The organism is Aromatoleum buckelii (assembly GCF_012910785.2).
Lineage (GTDB): Bacteria > Pseudomonadota > Gammaproteobacteria > Burkholderiales > Rhodocyclaceae > Aromatoleum > Aromatoleum buckelii.
In genome coordinates this window covers 1724387-1741800 of sequence record NZ_WTVH02000010.1, presented here as the reverse complement: position 1 = coordinate 1741800, position 17414 = coordinate 1724387, and the positions used below count along the sequence as shown (strand labels likewise).

The 17414-nt window shown below is 60.7% G+C and carries 17 protein-coding genes; 7 read left to right on the top strand and 10 right to left on the bottom strand.

Annotated features, from left to right (window positions below; all coding sequences use genetic code 11):
* Positions 1 to 2 precede the first annotated feature (2 nt).
* From oah to had, 5 genes are read right to left on the bottom strand one after another with little or no spacing between them, the layout of a single operon-like run.
* Positions 3 to 1133: a 6-oxocyclohex-1-ene-1-carbonyl-CoA hydratase gene (gene oah / locus GO608_RS18870; protein ID WP_169198976.1), complete on the bottom strand. Its 1131-nt coding sequence runs from the start codon at positions 1131 to 1133 to the stop codon at positions 3 to 5.
* A 41-nt stretch (positions 1134 to 1174) separates the two neighbouring features.
* Positions 1175 to 1363 carry a cysteine protease gene (locus GO608_RS18865; protein WP_169198977.1) on the bottom strand — a complete coding sequence of 63 codons (189 nt, stop codon included), beginning with the start codon at positions 1361 to 1363 and terminating at the stop codon, positions 1175 to 1177.
* Positions 1360 to 1767 (bottom strand): hypothetical protein, encoded by a 408-nt coding sequence (locus GO608_RS18860; RefSeq protein ID WP_169198978.1) that lies wholly within the window; start codon positions 1765 to 1767, stop codon positions 1360 to 1362. Before GO608_RS18860 ends, GO608_RS18865 begins: the two co-directional genes overlap by 4 nt.
* The gene (locus GO608_RS18855; RefSeq protein WP_169198979.1) at positions 1764 to 3731 is read right to left on the bottom strand and encodes an oxidoreductase; all 1968 of its coding nucleotides are present in this window, start codon (positions 3729 to 3731) and stop codon (positions 1764 to 1766) included. Before GO608_RS18855 ends, GO608_RS18860 begins: the two co-directional genes overlap by 4 nt.
* 10 nt (positions 3732 to 3741) lie before the next feature.
* Complete coding sequence (gene had / locus GO608_RS18850) at positions 3742 to 4809, bottom strand: 6-hydroxycyclohex-1-ene-1-carbonyl-CoA dehydrogenase (RefSeq protein WP_169198980.1); 1068 nt, start codon at positions 4807 to 4809, stop codon at positions 3742 to 3744.
* Between the two features lie 222 nt (positions 4810 to 5031).
* Here had and GO608_RS18845 point away from each other — a divergent pair, with 222 nt between their 5' ends.
* From GO608_RS18845 to GO608_RS18835, 3 genes are all read left to right on the top strand, one after another.
* Positions 5032 to 5943, top strand: a complete 912-nt coding sequence (locus GO608_RS18845) for a LysR family transcriptional regulator (RefSeq protein WP_211159433.1) — start codon at positions 5032 to 5034, stop codon at positions 5941 to 5943.
* 141 nt (positions 5944 to 6084) lie between these two features.
* Positions 6085 to 7743 carry a (2,3-dihydroxybenzoyl)adenylate synthase gene (locus GO608_RS18840; RefSeq protein WP_169198981.1) on the top strand — a complete coding sequence of 553 codons (1659 nt, stop codon included), beginning with the start codon at positions 6085 to 6087 and terminating at the stop codon, positions 7741 to 7743.
* 191 nt (positions 7744 to 7934) lie between these two features.
* A complete protein-coding gene (locus GO608_RS18835) occupies positions 7935 to 9311 on the top strand; it encodes an MFS transporter (protein WP_169198982.1) in 1377 nt (458 codons plus the stop codon).
* A 142-nt stretch (positions 9312 to 9453) separates the two neighbouring features.
* On the opposite strand, the gene GO608_RS18830 is transcribed toward GO608_RS18835, so the two are convergent.
* Both GO608_RS18830 and GO608_RS19740 read right to left on the bottom strand, forming a co-directional pair.
* Positions 9454 to 10485, bottom strand: a complete 1032-nt coding sequence (locus tag GO608_RS18830) for an IS630-like element ISAzo33 family transposase (RefSeq protein ID WP_247002968.1) — start codon at positions 10483 to 10485, stop codon at positions 9454 to 9456.
* Positions 10486 to 10493: 8 nt separating this feature from the next.
* Positions 10494 to 11042, bottom strand: coding sequence for an antibiotic biosynthesis monooxygenase (locus GO608_RS19740; RefSeq protein WP_425532312.1), 549 nt, complete (start codon positions 11040 to 11042; stop codon positions 10494 to 10496).
* Between the two features lie 125 nt (positions 11043 to 11167).
* Here GO608_RS19740 and GO608_RS18825 point away from each other — a divergent pair, with 125 nt between their 5' ends.
* On the top strand, positions 11168 to 12118 hold the full coding sequence (locus GO608_RS18825; protein WP_169200617.1) for a LysR substrate-binding domain-containing protein: 951 nt from the start codon (positions 11168 to 11170) through the stop codon (positions 12116 to 12118).
* Between the two features lie 307 nt (positions 12119 to 12425).
* On the opposite strand, the gene GO608_RS18820 is transcribed toward GO608_RS18825, so the two are convergent.
* Both GO608_RS18820 and GO608_RS18815 read right to left on the bottom strand, forming a co-directional pair.
* Complete coding sequence (locus GO608_RS18820) at positions 12426 to 13409, bottom strand: MBL fold metallo-hydrolase (RefSeq protein ID WP_169200616.1); 984 nt, start codon at positions 13407 to 13409, stop codon at positions 12426 to 12428.
* Positions 13410 to 13722: 313 nt separating this feature from the next.
* The gene (locus GO608_RS18815; RefSeq protein WP_247003318.1) at positions 13723 to 13983 is read right to left on the bottom strand and encodes a glutathione S-transferase C-terminal domain-containing protein; all 261 of its coding nucleotides are present in this window, start codon (positions 13981 to 13983) and stop codon (positions 13723 to 13725) included.
* A gap of 117 nt (positions 13984 to 14100) precedes the next feature.
* Between GO608_RS18815 and tnpA the strand changes: the two genes are divergently transcribed.
* The 3 genes from tnpA (at position 14101) to tnpC (ending at position 16502) form a co-directional block, all read left to right on the top strand.
* Complete coding sequence (gene tnpA, locus GO608_RS18810; protein ID WP_169200637.1) at positions 14101 to 14523, top strand: IS66 family insertion sequence element accessory protein TnpA; 423 nt, start codon at positions 14101 to 14103, stop codon at positions 14521 to 14523.
* A complete protein-coding gene (tnpB, locus tag GO608_RS18805; protein ID WP_011236007.1) occupies positions 14520 to 14867 on the top strand; it encodes an IS66 family insertion sequence element accessory protein TnpB in 348 nt (115 codons plus the stop codon). The genes tnpA and tnpB overlap by 4 nt, the downstream gene beginning before the upstream one ends.
* Before the next feature lie 78 nt (positions 14868 to 14945).
* Positions 14946 to 16502, top strand: a complete 1557-nt coding sequence (gene tnpC, locus GO608_RS18800) for an IS66 family transposase (protein WP_211159654.1) — start codon at positions 14946 to 14948, stop codon at positions 16500 to 16502.
* On the opposite strand, the gene GO608_RS18795 is transcribed toward tnpC, so the two are convergent.
* Positions 16403 to 17383, bottom strand: coding sequence for a glutathione S-transferase N-terminal domain-containing protein (locus GO608_RS18795; protein ID WP_247003316.1), 981 nt, complete (start codon positions 17381 to 17383; stop codon positions 16403 to 16405). The genes tnpC and GO608_RS18795 overlap by 100 nt on opposite strands.
* Positions 17384 to 17414: the final 31 nt, after the last annotated feature.

Genomic DNA, 17414 nt, shown 5'->3' with positions numbered 1-17414 from the left:
TTTCAAGCTTTAGGGGGCCTCAACACCTGTGCTGCAAAGGCGTCGTCGAACACTGCGCCCTGAGCGATGAGCTGGCGGTACTTGATGAAGTCGATGGTGTCGGTGCCGGTGATCTTCTTGGAGTCCATGGCGCTGAACCCTAACCAGGCGTCGCTGTTCATGTTCGCCGCCAGCCAGTGGCGGTTGACTGATTTCATCTGGTCCCAGAAAAATTTCTTCTTGCCGCGGATGCCATCGATCGACTTCATCAGGCAATGCGGAAACAGATTGGTGAACTTCCAGAGCAATTCATCGACCGCGGCGTCGAGCCTGGAGAAGTCGGTCGTGCATTGGGCGAGCAGTTCCTTTGCTGACTTCAATTCATCAGGTGGCACCGATTCACCGTACACAATTTCGCCGTTGTCGATGTAGGTGTCGGTGCGAATCAAGGGATTCCTCACCCATTGCCCGTCGTTCCTGAGCACCGGTACGACCTTGGTGACCAGGTTCTTCGCCTTCATTTTGTAGGCGCTCCATGTCTCACACGAAACGCAGTTGTAGGTGGCGTCTTCGATCGACAGGAACCATGGCAAGAAATCGGTCGTTCCGCCCAGCGGGGCGGATCCGTGGCGCGGGCTCGCCTGTCCGAAGACGGCAAGATCGGACGTGACGGTGAGATCGCAGGCGAGACCGACCTCCTGGCCACCGGCCACACGGGCCCCATTCACGCGGCAAATCACCGGCTTCTGGCAATTGAGCACGTTGTCGACCATGGCGTTGAAGAGGTCCATGTAGGCGCCGAACTCCTGCGGGCGGCGAGAGTAGTAGGCGGCGAAATCCCCGACATTGCCGCCGGTGAAGAAGGCCTTTTCGCCAACTCCCGTGAACACGACTGCCACCACCGAGCGGTCTGCGGAGGCCTGCTGAAAGCCAGCAATCACCCCCTTGAGCATGTCCGTCGTGCAGGCGTTGAAGCGCTCGGGATTGTTGATGGATACCCACGCCGAGTACAGTCCATCGACCGGTCTGCCGGCCGCGTCCTTGATCGGCTTTTTCTCGTAAAGCACGGAAGGGGCGGAGCTGCCGAAATATCGGTCATCCGACAGACGGTGGTCCTTGAGTTCGTTGTCCCTGCGAAGGTATTGGAGGGGCATGTTCTATGACCCCATGGGTTCGCCTGCGCGGCTTCGGGTGCTCATGTGTTCTCCTGCGCCAGCTTCCGCCTGGCGTTAAATGCGGCCAAGGCACGCACAAATTCGGCCTGCGCCTCGGCAGGCACCGGCGCGCCGCACTCGTAGCAAGTGCCCTTGACGCGGTCGACCCAGCGGCAGCCGCAGTGGTCGCACGCGAGTTCGGGGGCGCCTCTCGGATTGGTGAAGATCATCGACAGGCCCCCATGAACGCAAACCCGAGGGCTTCGAGCAATTCGTCGTAACCTCGGGCTTCGAGGTCGCAGCGCCGGCGCAGGATGTAACAGACAACGGCGCCGGACCGGATCCCGGCCCGCAACACTTCGAACAGCGGGCCCTCAGTAGCTTCGACGATCTCAGGCATCGCCTCGTCGTTGGCCGTCAGCAGGATGTCGACGCCCGAGTTGCCATAGCCGGGAAACGGCGCGAGCTGCACGTCGGTACCGCTTGCGCCGGCTTCCCACACCAGCATCTGAGCCGGTGCCGAGCGCGCAATGAGGCCGATGCGGGAACCGGGGTCGAGCGCCTGGAAGAGCTCGACCCGATTCGCCGCAGCCGCCCGCCACGCCAGCTGATCGGGAAGCGCGGCGCCGTTCATATCCGCACGCCCAGCCGGAACCCTTCCTGGATCGCCTGTTCCAGTCCCCGCGGGATCACCGCGTCACCGACGCCGTGCAATTCGTCGATCATCCACTCGAACTCGTGGAACAGCTCATGGGCGGGCTTGCGCGGCGCCGCCAGCAGCACCGTGTCGGCCGGTACGAACGTCTCCTCGCCCTTGTCGTTGACCACCGTCACGCCCTCGGCAGTAATACGCTTGGGTCGGCTGCTCGTCAGGCAGCGGATGCCGAGTTCTTCCACCCAGGACGCGTGGCGCCACTTGAACGACGGCTTGATGTCGCCGGCGATGCGCTTTTCCCGCTCGACGACCGTGACCTCGGCGCCGTTCTTGCGGAGGAACTCGCCCACGGTCAGTCCGACCTTGCCGCCACCGATCACCACGACTTGTTTCCCGGTCGCCACGCGACCATGGGCGACGTCGAGCGCATCGACCATCAGTTCGTGCCCTTCGATTGCGCGGAAGGCGTCCCGATCCATCTTCGCCCCGGCAGCGACGACACAGGCGTCGTACTGGTGCAAGACGCTGCGCATGAACTTGGCGTGCACTTCGGTGTTGAGGCGGATTTCGATGCCGAGCCGCTTCGCCACCGCCCCATAGTGGCCGATGATCGAGTGCAGGTCGTCCGGTCGCGCGAGATCGTTATTGGCGTAGGCGTAGAGATTGCCACCGATGCGATCGGACTTCTCGAACACCGTGACCTCGTGCCCTCGCTTGGCCGCGGTGATCGCGCACTCCATGCCGGCCGGCCCGGACCCGATCACCATGATCTTCTTCTTCACCGTGGCCGGCGTAACGTGGTACTCCGGCTCGACTTCGTGCCCCAGCGCCGGGTTCATGGTGCAGGTGTAGGGCAGGTCGCGGAAAAGGCGCGACAGGCAGTTGAGCGAGCCGACACAGCGGCGCACCTCGTCCAGCCGGTCTTCCGCAGCCTTGTGGATCATCTCCGGGTCGGCAAGGAGCGGGCGGCAGACTTCCCAGAAGTCGAAAATGCCGTCGCGGATGCAGTCGTTGGCCATGCGCGGGTCGGGCAGGCGGTTGCCGAACGTGATCAGCGTGTCCGGGAATAACTTTTTCGCCCGCTCCGAGAGGTAGTTCCAGTACCCCGGAGGAATATCACGACCGATGGAGGATTCTGGCGCTTCCTGCCAGCCGACAGTGACGCTGATCATGTCGACGCCGCAGTCGACCGCCTGCTGCATCAGTTCGAAGCATTCGTCCTCGGTGTTGCCGCCCCACTTGTCCATGAGCTCGGCGCCGTTGAGGCGCACGATCAGCGGATTGTCGGGAGTCGCCTGCTTGATCCCGTCGATTAGCTCGCGCATGAAACGGCCGCGGTTCTCGATCGAGCCGCCGTATTCGTCGGTGCGCTGGTTCGTGAAGCGCGAGTTGAAGTTCGCCAGCAGGTATCCCATGAAACTGGTGATCTCGGTGCCGTCGAAGCCCGCGCGGATGCAGCGTTTTGCTGCGTCGGCATGCTGGCGCACGCAGTCGCGGATCTCCTCTTTGGTCATGATCTTGGGCGGCCGGAAGTGCGGCAGCGTCTGCGGCACATCCGACGGTTGGACGCAGTAACCCAGGTCGATGCCGCCGTAGCGCCCAGCATGCAGAATCTGCTGGATCGCCATCGCGCCCTGCTCCTTGATGTAGCCGGCGATCTTCTCGAACTGCGGCAGGAACTTATCGTCGTAAATCGCGACCTGCCGGAAGTACGCCTTGCCCTCGCCGAGGGGATCGGGATAGGCGCCCTGGTTGGTGATGATGCCGCAGCCGGTGTTCGCGATCACTTTGACGCGAGCCAACTCCCGCTCCGTGATGAAGCCGTCGCGCGTGTTGTAGTTCGATACGCAGCACGCGCCGTACTTGATGCGATTCTTGATCTTGAATCGACCGAACTGGCCGGGCTGGAAAAGGTACGGAAGTTTTTGTTCGCCGGGTTTCATATCTCTTCTCCTAAAAATCGGGTGTCAGAATGACGCGCTTGCTGAGTTCGCCGTGATGCGCCTGTTCGAATACATGGGCGATTTCACTCATCGGCCGCTCTTCGACGAAGGGGGCGAGCGAAATGCGTCCATCGAGACACATCTTGAGCACGTCGGGATATCTCTCCGGCGGACAGCCCCAAGTGCCGATGATCTCGGCGTCGAAAGCCATGAGGCGGGAGAGCATGTACGTCGTCTGATCGGTGCCGTAGCCGACCACGACCAGCGTGCCGGTGAAGGAGAGGAGTGCTAACGCTAGTTCCTGGCCTGCCTTGGTCCCCGTTACTTCGAAGATCTTCCAGCCATGTGCTGACGGTAGGCCCTGCTTCTTGCAATAGTCGTGGAGCAATCCCTTTACGTCTTTGGGGCTGAGGCCTCTTGGATTGATGGTGAAGTCCGCACCGTAGCCCTTCATCATCTCCAGCTTTTCGTCATTGATGTCGATCCCTACGACAGCCGCGCAGCCCATGCCCTTGGCGACCTGCGTCATAAAGGACCCGACTCCTCCGGCCGCGCCGATCACGATTACCCGGTCGCCCGGCTGCAATCGGGCGCGCAGCGCCGCTTGATAGGGTGTGGTGACGGCATCCGCAACGACCGCCAAGTGCTCCAGGGGAATATCGCCGCGGTTATCGACTGCGCAGAGGTACCGGGCGGGGATCACGATGTGGCTCGAGAACCCGCCGTAAATCCCCATCGAGTAGCCCGGCATGCGTTGCGACAGACAGCGATTTCCTCTGCCACTTCGGCAAAGTTCGCATTCGCCGCAGGGAATCACCGCCGGGACAACCACTTCCCGGCCGATCATGGATGGCTCCCCGGCAATGACGACCCCGCTGATCTCGTGCCCGAGCGACAGGGGCGGTTCCTGGATGGTAGGCACGCCCATGTAGAAGTACGACAGGTCCGTATGGCAGACCCCGCAGCCCGCAATCTTTACGACCGCATCACCGGGATTGAGCTCGGGGATGGGAACTTGTGTGCGTTTGAGATGGCCGGGCGTGGTCATCTGCCAGGTGTCAATGTGCGTCGGGAACAACGGTAGTCTCCTTATCAAAATGCGTGAGTACTGTAGGCGCCAGACGCCTTGGTACTTGATGCGCTCAACGGCTTTCTGTCCCTTTGTGTACGATTAGTTATTGTTTTTTAAAACTTATTTTTTGTTTACGGTGGACCTGTACGTTTCTGTGACGCATCATTGCATTGCCAGCAAAATTACAAAATATAGAGCTGTTAATAAGCCATATTACTGGAGGCAATAATGCGAGGAATCGAACTGAAAGATCTCGATCTCAATCTGCTTGTAGTCTTTCTGCAGCTGTTGCGAGATCGACGCGTCACCACAGCCGCTGAAGCTCTGGACCTTTCGCAGCCTGGTGTCAGCAGTGCGCTCAATCGCTTGCGGAAACTCTTGGGGGATGATCTGTTCTACCGCACTGGCGGGGGAATGAAGCCCACGCCTTATGCTGAGGAACTGGCCGAGCCGATAGGGGAAGCGCTGGCGCTGATCCAGCAGACTGTGAACCAGCGTTCCAGTTTCGATCCCCTCGCCAGTTCCCGACGATTTGTCATCGCCATGACTGATGTGGGCGAGATCTACTTCCTCCCGTCCCTCATGCGGATCCTTCGCAGGGTGGCACCTGGAGTGACAATCAGTACTGTGCGAAACAACAGGGTGACGCTCAAGGAAGACATGGAGGAGGGGAAGGTGGATCTTGCGATCGGTTTGCTGCCTGACCTCAAAACCGACTTCTATCAACGTCGCCTTTTTCGCCAGGGACATTGCTGTCTGTTTCGTATCGGGCACCCGCTTGACGATGCTCCATTCGGCGTCGAGGAATTTGCCGCGGCTGAGCACGTAGTGGTGGTTTCCGCCGGCACAGGACATGGCAAGACGGACGACCTGATCGAGCGTTCCGCTATCCGGCACAACGTGCGATTGCGGGTACCGCACTTCGTGGCACTTCCGTACATCCTGGAGGAGACTGATCTCGTGGCTACCGTCGCGGAACGGATCGGGACGCGGCTGGCTTCGTCATTTCCGCTGCGCTCAGTGCCTCATCCGCTCAACCTGCCCGAGATCCAGATCAATCTCTTCTGGCACGCCAAGTTCCATCGGGAGGCGGGAAATCAGTGGCTGCGCACGCTGATGTGCGAGACATTCAGCGAATAATTCTCCATGAATCCTCACGAGATATTCACCGCAGTAATACGAGGAATAGGCCTGACGCGTTGAGTCACACCGGAGAGCGCCTTACGGTACGAGCCGGAGGAAACCAACCGGTTCCTCCGTACCGAGAGGAGACAAACAACTATGCTTTCCGGTTATACGCCGTGGCCTGAGGATGTCGCGCAAAAATATCGCGCCAAGGGCTACTGGGAAAACATCGGGATTGCCGACATGGTCAAGCGCACCATGGGGCAGCACCCAGAGAAGCTGGCGTTGGTGGCAGGTACCCAGCGCATCACGTATCGGCAGTTGGTAGAAACGGTCGAGCGTCTGGCCTGTCGCCTGATCGAGGCAGGGTTAAGGCAGCACGATCGGGTAGTTCTCCAATTGCCCAATATCCCGGAGTTCGTTTACACCTATCTTGCACTCACCCGCATCGGCGCAGTTCCCGTGATGGCCTTGCGTGCGCACCGCGAGACCGAAGTGCATCACTTTGTCGACGCGTCCGGCGCGGTGGCTTACGTGATTCAGGATGTGGTCAATCGATTTGACTATCGGCCGATGGCAGAGACCCTTCGCGCCGAATGTTCCAGCCTGAAGTCGGTGCTGGTCGTTGGAGAACCCGCGGAAGGACAGCACTCGCTCAGTCATATGATCGAGGAGGACCTCGATCCGGAGCGAATTTCTGCCACCCTTCAAGAGATTCGGATTAACCCGGCCGACGTGGCGACCATGCTCCTTTCCGGAGGAACTACGTCTCTCTCAAAACTGATTCCGCGATCTCACGATGACTACATCCTGAATGCACGTCTGTGTGGACGGGCTGCTGGGTTCGATGAGAAGACCGTTTTCATGGCGATATTGCCTCTCGGCCACAACTACAACCTCGCCTCCCCGGGCATCCTCGGCGTCTTCTACCATGGAGGCACGGTAGTGCTTGCATCTTCAGGCGATGCAGACGAGGTGTTCGGGTTGGTTGAACGAGAGCGCGTAAGTGTGATTGCGTCCGTTGTGCCTCTGATTACCAACTGGCTGAATTCAGATGCTCCGGAGAAATACGACCTGTCGTCGCTCAAGGTGGTGCAGAACGGCGGCGCTCGCTTGGCACCCGAACTGCGCAAGCGGATCTTGCAGCGACTGAAATGCTTTCCGCAGGAAATCTATGGGACGGCCGAGGGTCTCATCAACATGACGCGTATGGATGATCCGGAACGCGCAGCACTGGAAAGTTCGGGAGCGCCTGTATGCGAGGACGACGAAATCAAGGTGCTCGATGAATTCGGGGAAGAGGTGCCTGATGGGGTGCCTGGTGAACTCGCGACACGCGGGCCCTACACCATCCGAAGCTACTTCAACGCGCCGGAAGTCGACCGTACCGCATTTACGGCGGATGGCTTCTATCTCATGGGCGATATCGTACGGAAGGAGGGGCGATATGTCTTTGCGGAAGGGCGCAAGAAGGATTTCATTAACCGCGGTGGCGAAAAGATCAGCTGTGAGGAGGTTGAAAATATGATCCTGCAGCACCCCAAGGTGTTTCAGGTGTCGCTGGTGGCTATGCCGGACGAGACCTTTGGAGAGAAGGCCTGCGCCTTTGTGCGTACCAAGTCCAGAGTTCCTCTAACCTTCGACGAACTGATTGATTTTCTGCGTGCCAAGAAAATCGCAAGCTTCAAGTTACCCGAGCGACTTGAAGTTATTGCCGCATTTCCGGTAAGCCCGGTCGGGAAGATATTGAAGCGCGAACTCCGCGAGACGATAGCGGCAAAGCTTGCTGCGGAAAGCGCGAGTTTGGTCGACTGACACCCAACGGGATCGGCGGAGTGCAGCGGAAATTGTCTGGCTCGCATGCCGAGACCGCCGGAAGCGTTCTATCGATTTCGTGCGTTTTACCTATCCAGCATGAGTTAACTAGAGGGCTTAACCCGCGGGCGGGTTGCATTGGCTCGCCCCACTCTAGCCCTGCAGCACATCCATTGATGGAGGAGACATAAATGCGTCAGCTCAACGCTCACGTAATAGCCGACCAGGCCAAGTTCAATCGCTTTCACGGCCTGATACTTTTTTGGTGTGCACTTATTATCGTGTTCGACGGCTACGACCTGGCGGTGGCCGGTGTCACGATGCCCTCGATCATGAAGGACTTGGGCGTCAATCCGACGCAGGCCGGCTTCATGGCAAGCTCTGCATTGTTCGGCATGATGTTTGGTGCAATCTTGCTGGGGACGCTTGCTGACCGAATCGGTCGCCGGTGGGCGATTTCGATCAGCATTGTCTTGTTCAGCGTCTTCACGGCGGCAGCCGGCCTGGCTTCTGATCCGATGACGTTCAGTGTCATGCGCTTTATTGCTGGGCTCGGGATCGGGGGCGTGATGCCCAACGTGGTTGCCCAAATGACCGAATACGCGCCACGCCGCATACGTTCCACGCTGGTTACGCTGATGTTCAGCGGCTATGCGGTTGGCGGGATGCTCGCCGCGCTGCTAGGCAAGAGCATCATGGAGAGCTGGGGCTGGCAGTCGGTTTACTTTGTGGCCGCAGCGCCGTTATTGCTCATCCCCTTTATTTTCCGGTCGCTCCCGGAGTCGATGCCTTTCCTCTTGAAGCAGGGCAGGTATGAGGAACTGAAGTCCATCGTAGCGCGATTGGATCCGGGCTATCTTCCGACGAGTACCGACCGCTTTACGCTGCCCGATGTGGATAAATCGGACAATGCCCCGATTCATCATCTATTCTCCGAAGGACGCGGCCGCAGCACGGTTATGTTTTGGGTGGCCATGTTCATGTCCCTATTCATGGTCTACGCGCTGAGCACCTGGCTGACCAAACTAATGGCGAATGCAGGCTATAGCCTCGGCTCTGCCTTGACCTTCGTTTTGGTACTAAACTTTGGCGCGATGATCGGGGCAGTGGGCGGCGGCTGGCTTGCCGACCGCTTCAATATCAAGCACGTCTTGATCGCCATGTACCTGCTTGCAGCTGTCTCGATTGTCCTGCTCGGGCAGAGGTTGCCGACGGAGGTTCTATTCTTGACCGTCGGTTTGGCTGGCGCCTCGACGATCGGTACCCAGATTGTAACCAATGCGTACGCAGGCCAATTCTATCCGATGGCGGTTCGCTCCACCGGCCTCGGTTGGGCGCTCGCAGTTGGTCGTGGTGGCGCGATTCTGGCGCCGATTCTTATCGGAGTCCTGGTAAGTATGGCGCTGCCGCTGGAGATGAACTTCACTGCAATTGCCATTCCTGCCGTCATTGCAGCGGTTGCTATCTCAATGATCAATCACGAGCGTTCTGCGTCTGAGCATCCCCATGTTGTGATACCGGAAGAGGCAATTGGGCCGCAAATCAAGGAGTTCCCTGTACGGGCGTGAGCCGTCGTCTGCTGCAAATAGCATCTGACGATCCAGCAGAAAGCCGGCTTGCCGCCGGCTTTCATTTCTCCGTTGCACGCGTGGCGAAGGCGAGGAATCTTTGGGGATTACCTTCTTACTAACTTTTCAATAAGTAGTGTCACTATAGAGTGTATTGACACTCTGGTTGCCGGAAGAATGACTTCACGAGCTCGGGGAGTTTCTGAATGCTGCGCAGGGCCCCGAGTGCGAGGCGCTTCATGTCCTCCTTGCTCTCGACCACCTGGCGCGAAACCTTGCGCTTCACATGCGCCCAGACCGTTTCGTCCGGGTTCAGGTGCGGCGAATACGGCGGCAGGTAGAACAGCTTCAGCCGGCCGCCGAGGCTGTCGACATAGGTCTTGATCAACTTTGCCTTGTGGATCGGATGACCATCGACGATGACGAACACCGGCTTCTGAGCGCCGATCATCAAGCGCTTGAGGAACTCCAGAAAGACCTTCGCACCGACCGAGCCTTCATGCAGCATGAACCGAAACTCGCCCTGCGCGCTCACCGCCGAGATCATGTTCAGCGAAAAGCGCCGGCCGGTGGCCGTCACCACCGGCGTCTGGCCCTGCGGCGCCCAGGTGGTGCCGGTGTGGTAGTCGGAACGGATTCCCGACTCGTCGGCGAAGTAGATCGTCGCGCCCGTCGCACGCGCTTCGGCGCGAATGGCGGGATAGGTCTCGGTCTCCCAGGTCCGCACCAGCACGGGATCCTGCTGCCAGGCCTGATAGAGCGGTTTCTGGGCGCTGAAGCCCAGGATCTTCATGAGCCGGTGGACCGAGGAAACCGACAGTTCCTTCTTGAGCTGACGATTGATCAGGTGACGGATCAGCGTCAGCGTCCACAGCCCGAACTCGAACTTGAACTGCTGCGGGGTGTGGTCGCGGACCGCGCGGGCGAGCCAGGCCATCTCCTCGGCGCTGAGCCTGGGCGGACGTCCCGGGATCGGCTTGGCGAGCAGGGCGTTCTGGCCGCCGTTGGCGAAGTCGGCCAGCCAGCGGAAGACGCTGCGAGGATTCACGCCGAACGAGGCGGCGACGCTCTGCACGGTCTGCCCCTCACGCACCGCTTTGATGGCCTGCTGCCGCATCACCTGCAAGGTGTGATGATCGTGGGCGCGACCGTCGGAAGTTCGCTTGCATTTCATGCCGCATATTATCGCCTATATGGCATTACTTTCGGGAAAGTTAGTAGCCACCAAGCCATCCATAGAGAAAGGCGTGGCATGATCGCATACGACATTAATGCCGCGACGACCGCAGTAATCAGAGCCGTCCTTGCAAGAAATGGCCATGTCGCGAGGAGTGGTGAAATGAATCCAAGGCAAATAGCTACGGTCGGGAAAATTCCCAGCCAGCTGACCGTGGTCATTTTCCAGCGGGGTGGAGCAGTCGTTGCAGGGGGCAATTGCGACGAGAACCAGACCTTCAGACCGGGAACTAGAAGATAGGCTGGGGGGCTCTCTGCTACGTGCCGTATGCGCTCGTGCCACGTTGCGCGTTCCTGGGACTCGTCCCAGCGCGTAAGATCTTTCTGCGTCGCGAAGCGCTGGACGATCTGGTACTCGCCTTGATCTGCAGGGGCGTGCGGCGGGATAACCGTCGTAGACAGATAGCCCGGAAAGTGGCTCGACGCTTCCACCATGCTCCTGAGGAAGGCCTCGTAATCCTTCTCGTACCCAAGCTTTGCCTTTTGACGGACCATTCGCGATACAGGCCCATTTTTTTCCGTCACGCTGACCCCCGAAATACTTGTTGATTGATTGTAAGCGTGATGGCAATCAATCGTAAGATGGCAAAATTGCTTATCACTAGTGCACTGGTGCAACAATGTATGCCCACGATCTGAACGATTTGTTCTACTTCGTCGCGGTGGTTCGCAATCGCGGCTTTTCTGCAGCGTCACGTGAGACGGGTATCGAGAAGACACGACTGAGCCGGCGCGTTGCAGGCCTGGAGAAGAGGCTTGGGGTCAGGCTGTTGCAGCGATCAACTCGAAGCATCGGTCTAACTGAAGCTGGTGAGCGGTTCTACGAGCGGTGCCAAGCAACAGTCGAGGAAGCAGAGGCTGCCTATGAGAGCGTTGCCAACCTGCGCGGAGAGCCGGTCGGTAACGTCAGGATGAGCTGTCCCCTGATTCTGGCGCAGACCTACCTTGCGCCGATCTTGCCGGGATACCTCGCGTCCCACCCCAAGGTGAATCTTGTCATTGAGCCGACGGACCGCGAGGTAGATCTGATCGAGGAGCGATTCGACCTTGCGCTTCTCGCCCGTCCTGACGCAAGTGGAATGTCGGGAGTAGTGCTGAAGAACCTTGGCAGCGCCCAGAGAATACTTGTCGCCAGTCCGTATTTTCTCGATCACGCTGGAAGGCCTGCCAGCCTTGAGGAACTACCTCGGTTCGCTACCTTGGGACGGTCGGCCGACGTTCGGGATGGCCGGGTGCGATGGGATTTGACCGGCCCAAGCGGTGAGGCGTGCGTATTGAATCACCTCCCGAGGTTGCAGACGAACGACCTCCGGTTGCAGTTCGAAACGGCCATCAGCGGACTAGGCATCGCCTTGTTGCCAGAACCCATTGTGGCTGCGAGCATAGCGTCCGGTTCGCTTGAGCATGTCCTGCCCGGATGGTCCGCTACGCCCAATGCGCTTTGTCTTGCCTATCCGAGCCCACGCGGGGTCTTGCCCTCGGTCAGGAGTGTTCTGGACTATTTTTCAGAGCACCTACCGGCGGTTATTCGTGATCGCAGCGTCGTCGCTGACGCGCTACGAAGTGCATGATCAATCATGCTTCAGCCCCCGTGCCAATATGACCTGCGTCACCTACCCCTGATAATTTAGTGAGTAACGAGGTAGGCATGACGATCAACCATCAATCCTAGGCATCGATACACGTCCTGAATACGCCTGCCGATCCGGACGTCTTGCAACGAGCCCGTAGGGCGACTGAAGAGACGCCCGGACCAGCGGCGCGGACTACGCGGCCAAGAGCCGAAACGGAGGTCGTGGCGCGTGCCCGGTGGCGGAAATTTTCCAACGCCGACAAACGCCGCATGGCAGACGTATTCCTGAGCGCTGTGTAAACTCATCACTTTTCGCTACTTTGTGATGTGTCTGCTCCTCGCAGCGGCAATTTGATGCGGTACAAAGGATTGCCGATCGCCGTGCGTCCAGCGAATGCCTTGACCGCCTTTAACCATTCCTCGTCCGAAATTGTGGGCGGGGCCAGATGTGACAGGACCAGGAGTTTCACTCCGGCCTCATGGGCTATTGGGCCGACTTCTGAGATCGGGGTGTGCGACTTGATAAGGTGATCGAGTTTTGCCTCCTGCGCAGCCGTCCGTGGCGTCGGGAACAGGTTCTCCGCCCAGTGTGTGCTGATTACCTCATGCACTAGCACGTCGGCCCCCTTAGCTAGTTCGATGAGATTCTCGCTTCTGTTCGTGTCCCCCGAGAAAACGACCGAGCCGTCAGATGTGTCGAACCTGAAGGCAAAGCTCGGATACATTGGCGGATGGCTGACTAGCGTCGCGGTCACCTTCACGTTTTCGTCCTGATACACGTTGATGGGTGCCATGCGAGGGGACGTGTTTGTCTTGCTGGCACCGATAGCCGGCGGTATCTGAATGTCGTGGACCTTGATGTACGCGTTCGGATTAGGCATGCCACTGTCGTGAATGTTATCATTCAGGTCGGTAGCGAATGCCCGATACAGGTACTCGGTCAGTTCGGCGGTACCAGGTGTCGGATTCTCTGGGTTAATCGTATCTACGGATTCGGTCAGCTTTCCCGACGTAGGCGGTAAGCCGCCCCTGTTGCCGGGGCCAAAGATCTGGATTGGCGCCTTTCTTTTTCGCAGCCCCTCGGTAGCACCGAAGAGCAACAGTCGTGGATAGTCGATCACGTGGTCCGCGTGGAGGTGTGTAATGAAGCCCGCTCGCAGATTCTCCAATCCACCGAAACCGGTCGGCGCGGCCGGTGTGCCTAGCCCCGCCTCGTAGTAGCGCTCATGCCAGCCGCGGCCGAAGTCGACGATATAACGATCTTTTCCGACGGCAATGGCCGCGGACATCCCGCCGGCACTGTATCCTCCCCAGGAGGTCCTACCGGCAGCCGAGCCCAATATAACGAGTTCGGTGCCGCTTCCGGGTGAGGTGGGGGCTCTTTGAGCTTCAGCAGTAGCTGCGGCATTTGCGGAGACTGCTAAGCAGATGGCGCCCGTGGCAAGGACGGCTGAGTATATTTTTTTTAGGGTCACTGTTGCTCTCCTTCATAGGTCGTTGAAGCGCCCGTAGTGTTGTATTGGTGGATTACGCTAGTAGTCCATGCGCCGTTTCGAGTCGGGGGTGAGTCCTTCACCGGAAAACACCTTTTCCAGACGCAGTTCAAGCGTCAGGCTGCAATGACGGTGCCGCATCGTGGAAGGCATCCAGCTCGCCACAGGCGCGGTCGATCGCGACGATGTGGGGATAGGGCGTCAGATCCACGTTGAAGCGGCGTGCGCTCTCGACCTGCGGGATCAGGTACACGTCGGCGAGCGTCGGCGCATTGCCGAAGCAGAACGGCCCGCGCGACTTGTCGGCCGCGAGCAGCGCTTCCAGCGCGTCGAAACCAGTCTCGATCCAGGTGCAGCACCACACAAGCACCGCCGCTTCGTCACAGCCCAGCGTCTTCCGCAGGTATCCGTCCGGTAACCCCCGTTCTTCCGTTCCTGCCCGCGTTGTTGGATCGTTGTCGCTCCTTGAATAGCGGAGCAGGCGACGATGGAAGGACAGTTGGGTTCGGATGGCGACAGCGGTATGGGTGCGGCGGGCGGTCGGATCGACTGGCGCACGGGCAAGCGGATGATGGCCCGCGGCGACGCGTTCTGGCAGCAGCATGAAGCGCTGCGTCGCGAGCAGGGGCTGAGCATCCCGCAGTACTGCGAGGCGAACGGGTTGGCGCTGTCGACGTTTCGGCGTCGGGTCGGGCGTCTGGTGCGCGCCGAGACCGACGTCGAGCCCGCGTCGCGGGCAAAGTCGAAGTCGGCCGATGCGCGGGGCCAGTTCATCGCACTCCCTCATGGTGCGGATGCGTCCTCCCGCAGCGCGGAAATCGAAGTGCGCCTGCCCGGCACGATGACGCTGCGTCTGCAAGGGGCGGCCGCGCAGCAGGTGCTCGATCGCATCCTGGCGCAGTTGCTGTGATCCTGTCCTCGGCGGTCAGGGCCTATGTGTATAGCGAGGCGGTCGACATGAGGAAATCGATCGACGCGCTGGCGCAGCTGGTCGCCTCCTGCATGGGCATGGATCCGCTGTCGGGGCAGGTGTTCGTGTTCATCGGCCGGCGCCGCGACAAGGTGAAGCTCCTGGTGTGGGACCGCCACGGCTTCTGGGTGCTGTACAAGCGCCTGGAACGGGGCCGCTTCGCCGATCCGGCACGCCTTGCGGCCGGCGCTCTGGCGATGAGCGAACTGGTGGCGTGGCTCGAGGGTATCGATCTGGCCCGCGTGCGGCGCCTCCCGGCGGTGGCCGCGTCCCGCGTGAGCTGAGTGCGAGGCCGCGCTCTGCCATGCAATTGGGGTTTGACCGACTGCCCCGAGGCGGCGCCCGCTGGCAAGATGGGCGCCATGAATCGCCCTGCCGTCATCGATCGCGCGACCCTGCCCACCGCCGTGGAGCCGCTCCAGGATATGGTGCTGGAGATGGCCGCGCAGCTCGACGGGTTGCGGACGCAGTTCGACGCACAGATGGAGAGCCTGCGCCACCAACTGGCCGAACTGCGCCGGCGGCTGTTCGGTCCGCGCAGCGAAGCGATCCACGCGGGGCAAGGCGAATTGTGGAGCGAGACGGTCGAAGTACCGGTGCCGCCGGAAGCGTTTCGCGAGGTCGAGGCGCACCGCCGGCGCCAACCGGGGCGTGCCGCGATCGGTGAACACTTGCCGCGGCGACGCGTCGAGCACGATCTGTCCGCGGACGAGAAAGCCGCCTTCGCCGTGGTCGAGCGCATCGGCGAGGAAGTCTCCGAGATGCTCGAGTACATCCCGGCGCGCCTCGAAGTCATCCAGAACGTGCGTCTGAAGTACCGCTGCGAGCGCGCCGACGGCAGCAGCACGATCCGCACCGCCACCGCCCAGGGTTCGCCGCTCGCCAAGAGCAACGCCGGGCCGGGGCTGCTCGCGCACGTGATGGTGTCGAAATACCTCGATCATTGCCCGCTCGCCCGTCAGCAGCGCATCCTCGCCCGCGACGGCGTCGTGATCGCGCGCCAGACGCTGTGCGACTGGGTACTCGACGGGGCCGAGCTCTTGAGCGTGCTGATGCCGGCGCTGCATCGGCACGTGCTCGCGAGCCCGGTGATCTTCACCGACGACACGACGCTCGCGCTGCAGGCGCCGGGCAAGACCGTCACGGCGCGGATGTGGGCATATCTGGCCGGAGGCCATCACAAGGACGAGCACGGCCGCTGGCAGGCGGTGGCGCCGGCGGCACTGTACGACTTCACGCTGGATCGCAGCGGCACGCACCCACGCCGTATCCTCGGGGACTGGCGCGGCTATCTGCAAGCCGACGACTACAGTGGTTACCACGCAAGCTTCCGTGAAGGGGTGACTCACGTTGCGTGCTGGGCCCATGCAAGGAGGAAGTACTTCGACGTGGTCAAGGCCATGCCCAAGGGGGCCCGGCCGGGACTTGCGCATCATGCGCTGCGCTTCATCGGGCTGATCTACCGCATCGAAAGCCAAATTGCCCAGGCCGATCCCGACGTCCGACGGCAACAGCGACAACGACGCACGACACGCGTGCTCGCCTGGTTCCATCGCTGGCTCACCGCACACGCCCCGACCCTGCTGCCGAAGTCGCCGCTGGCGAAAGCCTTCGCCTATACGCTGTCGAACTGGACGGCGCTCACCGTGTTCGTCAATGACGGCAGTCTCGCCGCGGACAACAATCTGAGCGAACGCGCCATGCGCCCGGTGGCCCTGTCGCGCAAGAATTGGCTCTTCGCCGGCAGCCCACGCGGCGGGCGGGCCGCTGCGGTACTCTTCAGCCTGATCGAGACGGCGCGCCTGAACGGTGTCGAGCCCTATGCCTGGCTGAAGGACGTGCTCGCACGGATCAACACCCACCGCGTCGATCGCCTCGAAGAACTGCTGCCGATGAACTGGACGCCCGCCGCCGCATGAACGCTGCCCTGATCGAAGCCCTCAACCGCGCCACCAGCCTCGAACTCTTCCACCTCTCGACGATTCTCGAACGCCTGATGTCGGAGCCGGCCCGGATCATCGAAATCCGTCGCCATCTGCATCTTGGGCAGTCGGTGCGTTTCCTCGACGGGCAACAGGCCGGCGCCCAGATGTCGCTGCGCACGGGACAGATCATCGCGATGAAGGACACGCAACTCACCGTGCAGGACGAGCGCTCCCGGCGCGAATGGAAGTTGCCCTATGCGGCCATCGAAATCCCGGACACCGGCTCGATCCCGGCACAATCGGCGCCCGAGCCGCCGTCTCCGACCCGCGCAGACTTCCGAGTCGGCGACCAAGTGAGCTTCGAAGACCGTCACCTGCAGACCCGCATCGGAACCATCATGCGCATCAATCAGCGCACCGCCACCCTCGACTGCGACGGTCAAAGCTGGCGCGTCTCCTTCCCGCTGTTGCGGCACCTCGTCGATCTCTGATCCGTGCCCCTGACGGGGATTGCCGGACAGATACTTCCGCAGGTATTCGAGGATGCGGCCGTTGTTGATCGGGTGGATGTCGCAGCCAACGATCGCCGCCAGTGCGCGCACGCGGGCGCGGTCTTCGGCGTTCGCGGGCAGCAGCGCCGGGGTCGGGTAGCGGTCTTCGAGCCACTCGATGATCGCCGGTGACTGGATCAGCGTCAGGTCGCCTTCGGTCAACGCCGGCACCAGCGCCTGCGGATTGACCGCCTTGAAGGCGGCACCGAGGTGCTCCTCGGTGCGCAGGTCGACGGGCACGTATTCGTACTCGATGCCCTTCAGGTTCAGCGCGATGCGCAGGCGATGCGATGTGCCGCTGCGAAAAAAGTTGTAGAGCTTCAAGGTATGGGCTCCGGGTTGAATACGATGGCCA

Bases quoted from the DNA above. Each gene is read 5' to 3' on its own strand.
- GO608_RS18835 (WP_169198982.1), top strand. From the start codon at position 7,935: ATGCGTCAGCTCAACGCTCACGTAATAGCCGACCAGGCCAAGTTCAAT.
- GO608_RS18820 (WP_169200616.1), bottom strand. From the start codon at position 13,409: ATGTCCGCGGCCATTGCCGTCGGAAAAGATCGTTATATCGTCGACTTC.
- GO608_RS18855 (WP_169198979.1), bottom strand. From the start codon at position 3,731: ATGAAACCCGGCGAACAAAAACTTCCGTACCTTTTCCAGCCCGGCCAG.
- GO608_RS18865 (WP_169198977.1), bottom strand. From the start codon at position 1,363: ATGATCTTCACCAATCCGAGAGGCGCCCCCGAACTCGCGTGCGACCAC.
- GO608_RS18845 (WP_211159433.1), top strand. From the start codon at position 5,032: ATGCGAGGAATCGAACTGAAAGATCTCGATCTCAATCTGCTTGTAGTC.
- GO608_RS18840 (WP_169198981.1), top strand. From the start codon at position 6,085: ATGCTTTCCGGTTATACGCCGTGGCCTGAGGATGTCGCGCAAAAATAT.
- tnpC (WP_211159654.1), top strand. From the start codon at position 14,946: ATGAATCGCCCTGCCGTCATCGATCGCGCGACCCTGCCCACCGCCGTG.
- GO608_RS18825 (WP_169200617.1), top strand. From the start codon at position 11,168: ATGTATGCCCACGATCTGAACGATTTGTTCTACTTCGTCGCGGTGGTT.
- oah (WP_169198976.1), bottom strand. From the start codon at position 1,133: ATGCCCCTCCAATACCTTCGCAGGGACAACGAACTCAAGGACCACCGT.
- GO608_RS18830 (WP_247002968.1), bottom strand. From the start codon at position 10,485: ATGAAATGCAAGCGAACTTCCGACGGTCGCGCCCACGATCATCACACC.
- GO608_RS19740 (WP_425532312.1), bottom strand. From the start codon at position 11,042: ATGGTCCGTCAAAAGGCAAAGCTTGGGTACGAGAAGGATTACGAGGCC.
- tnpA (WP_169200637.1), top strand. From the start codon at position 14,101: ATGGAAGGACAGTTGGGTTCGGATGGCGACAGCGGTATGGGTGCGGCG.
- GO608_RS18860 (WP_169198978.1), bottom strand. From the start codon at position 1,767: ATGAACGGCGCCGCGCTTCCCGATCAGCTGGCGTGGCGGGCGGCTGCG.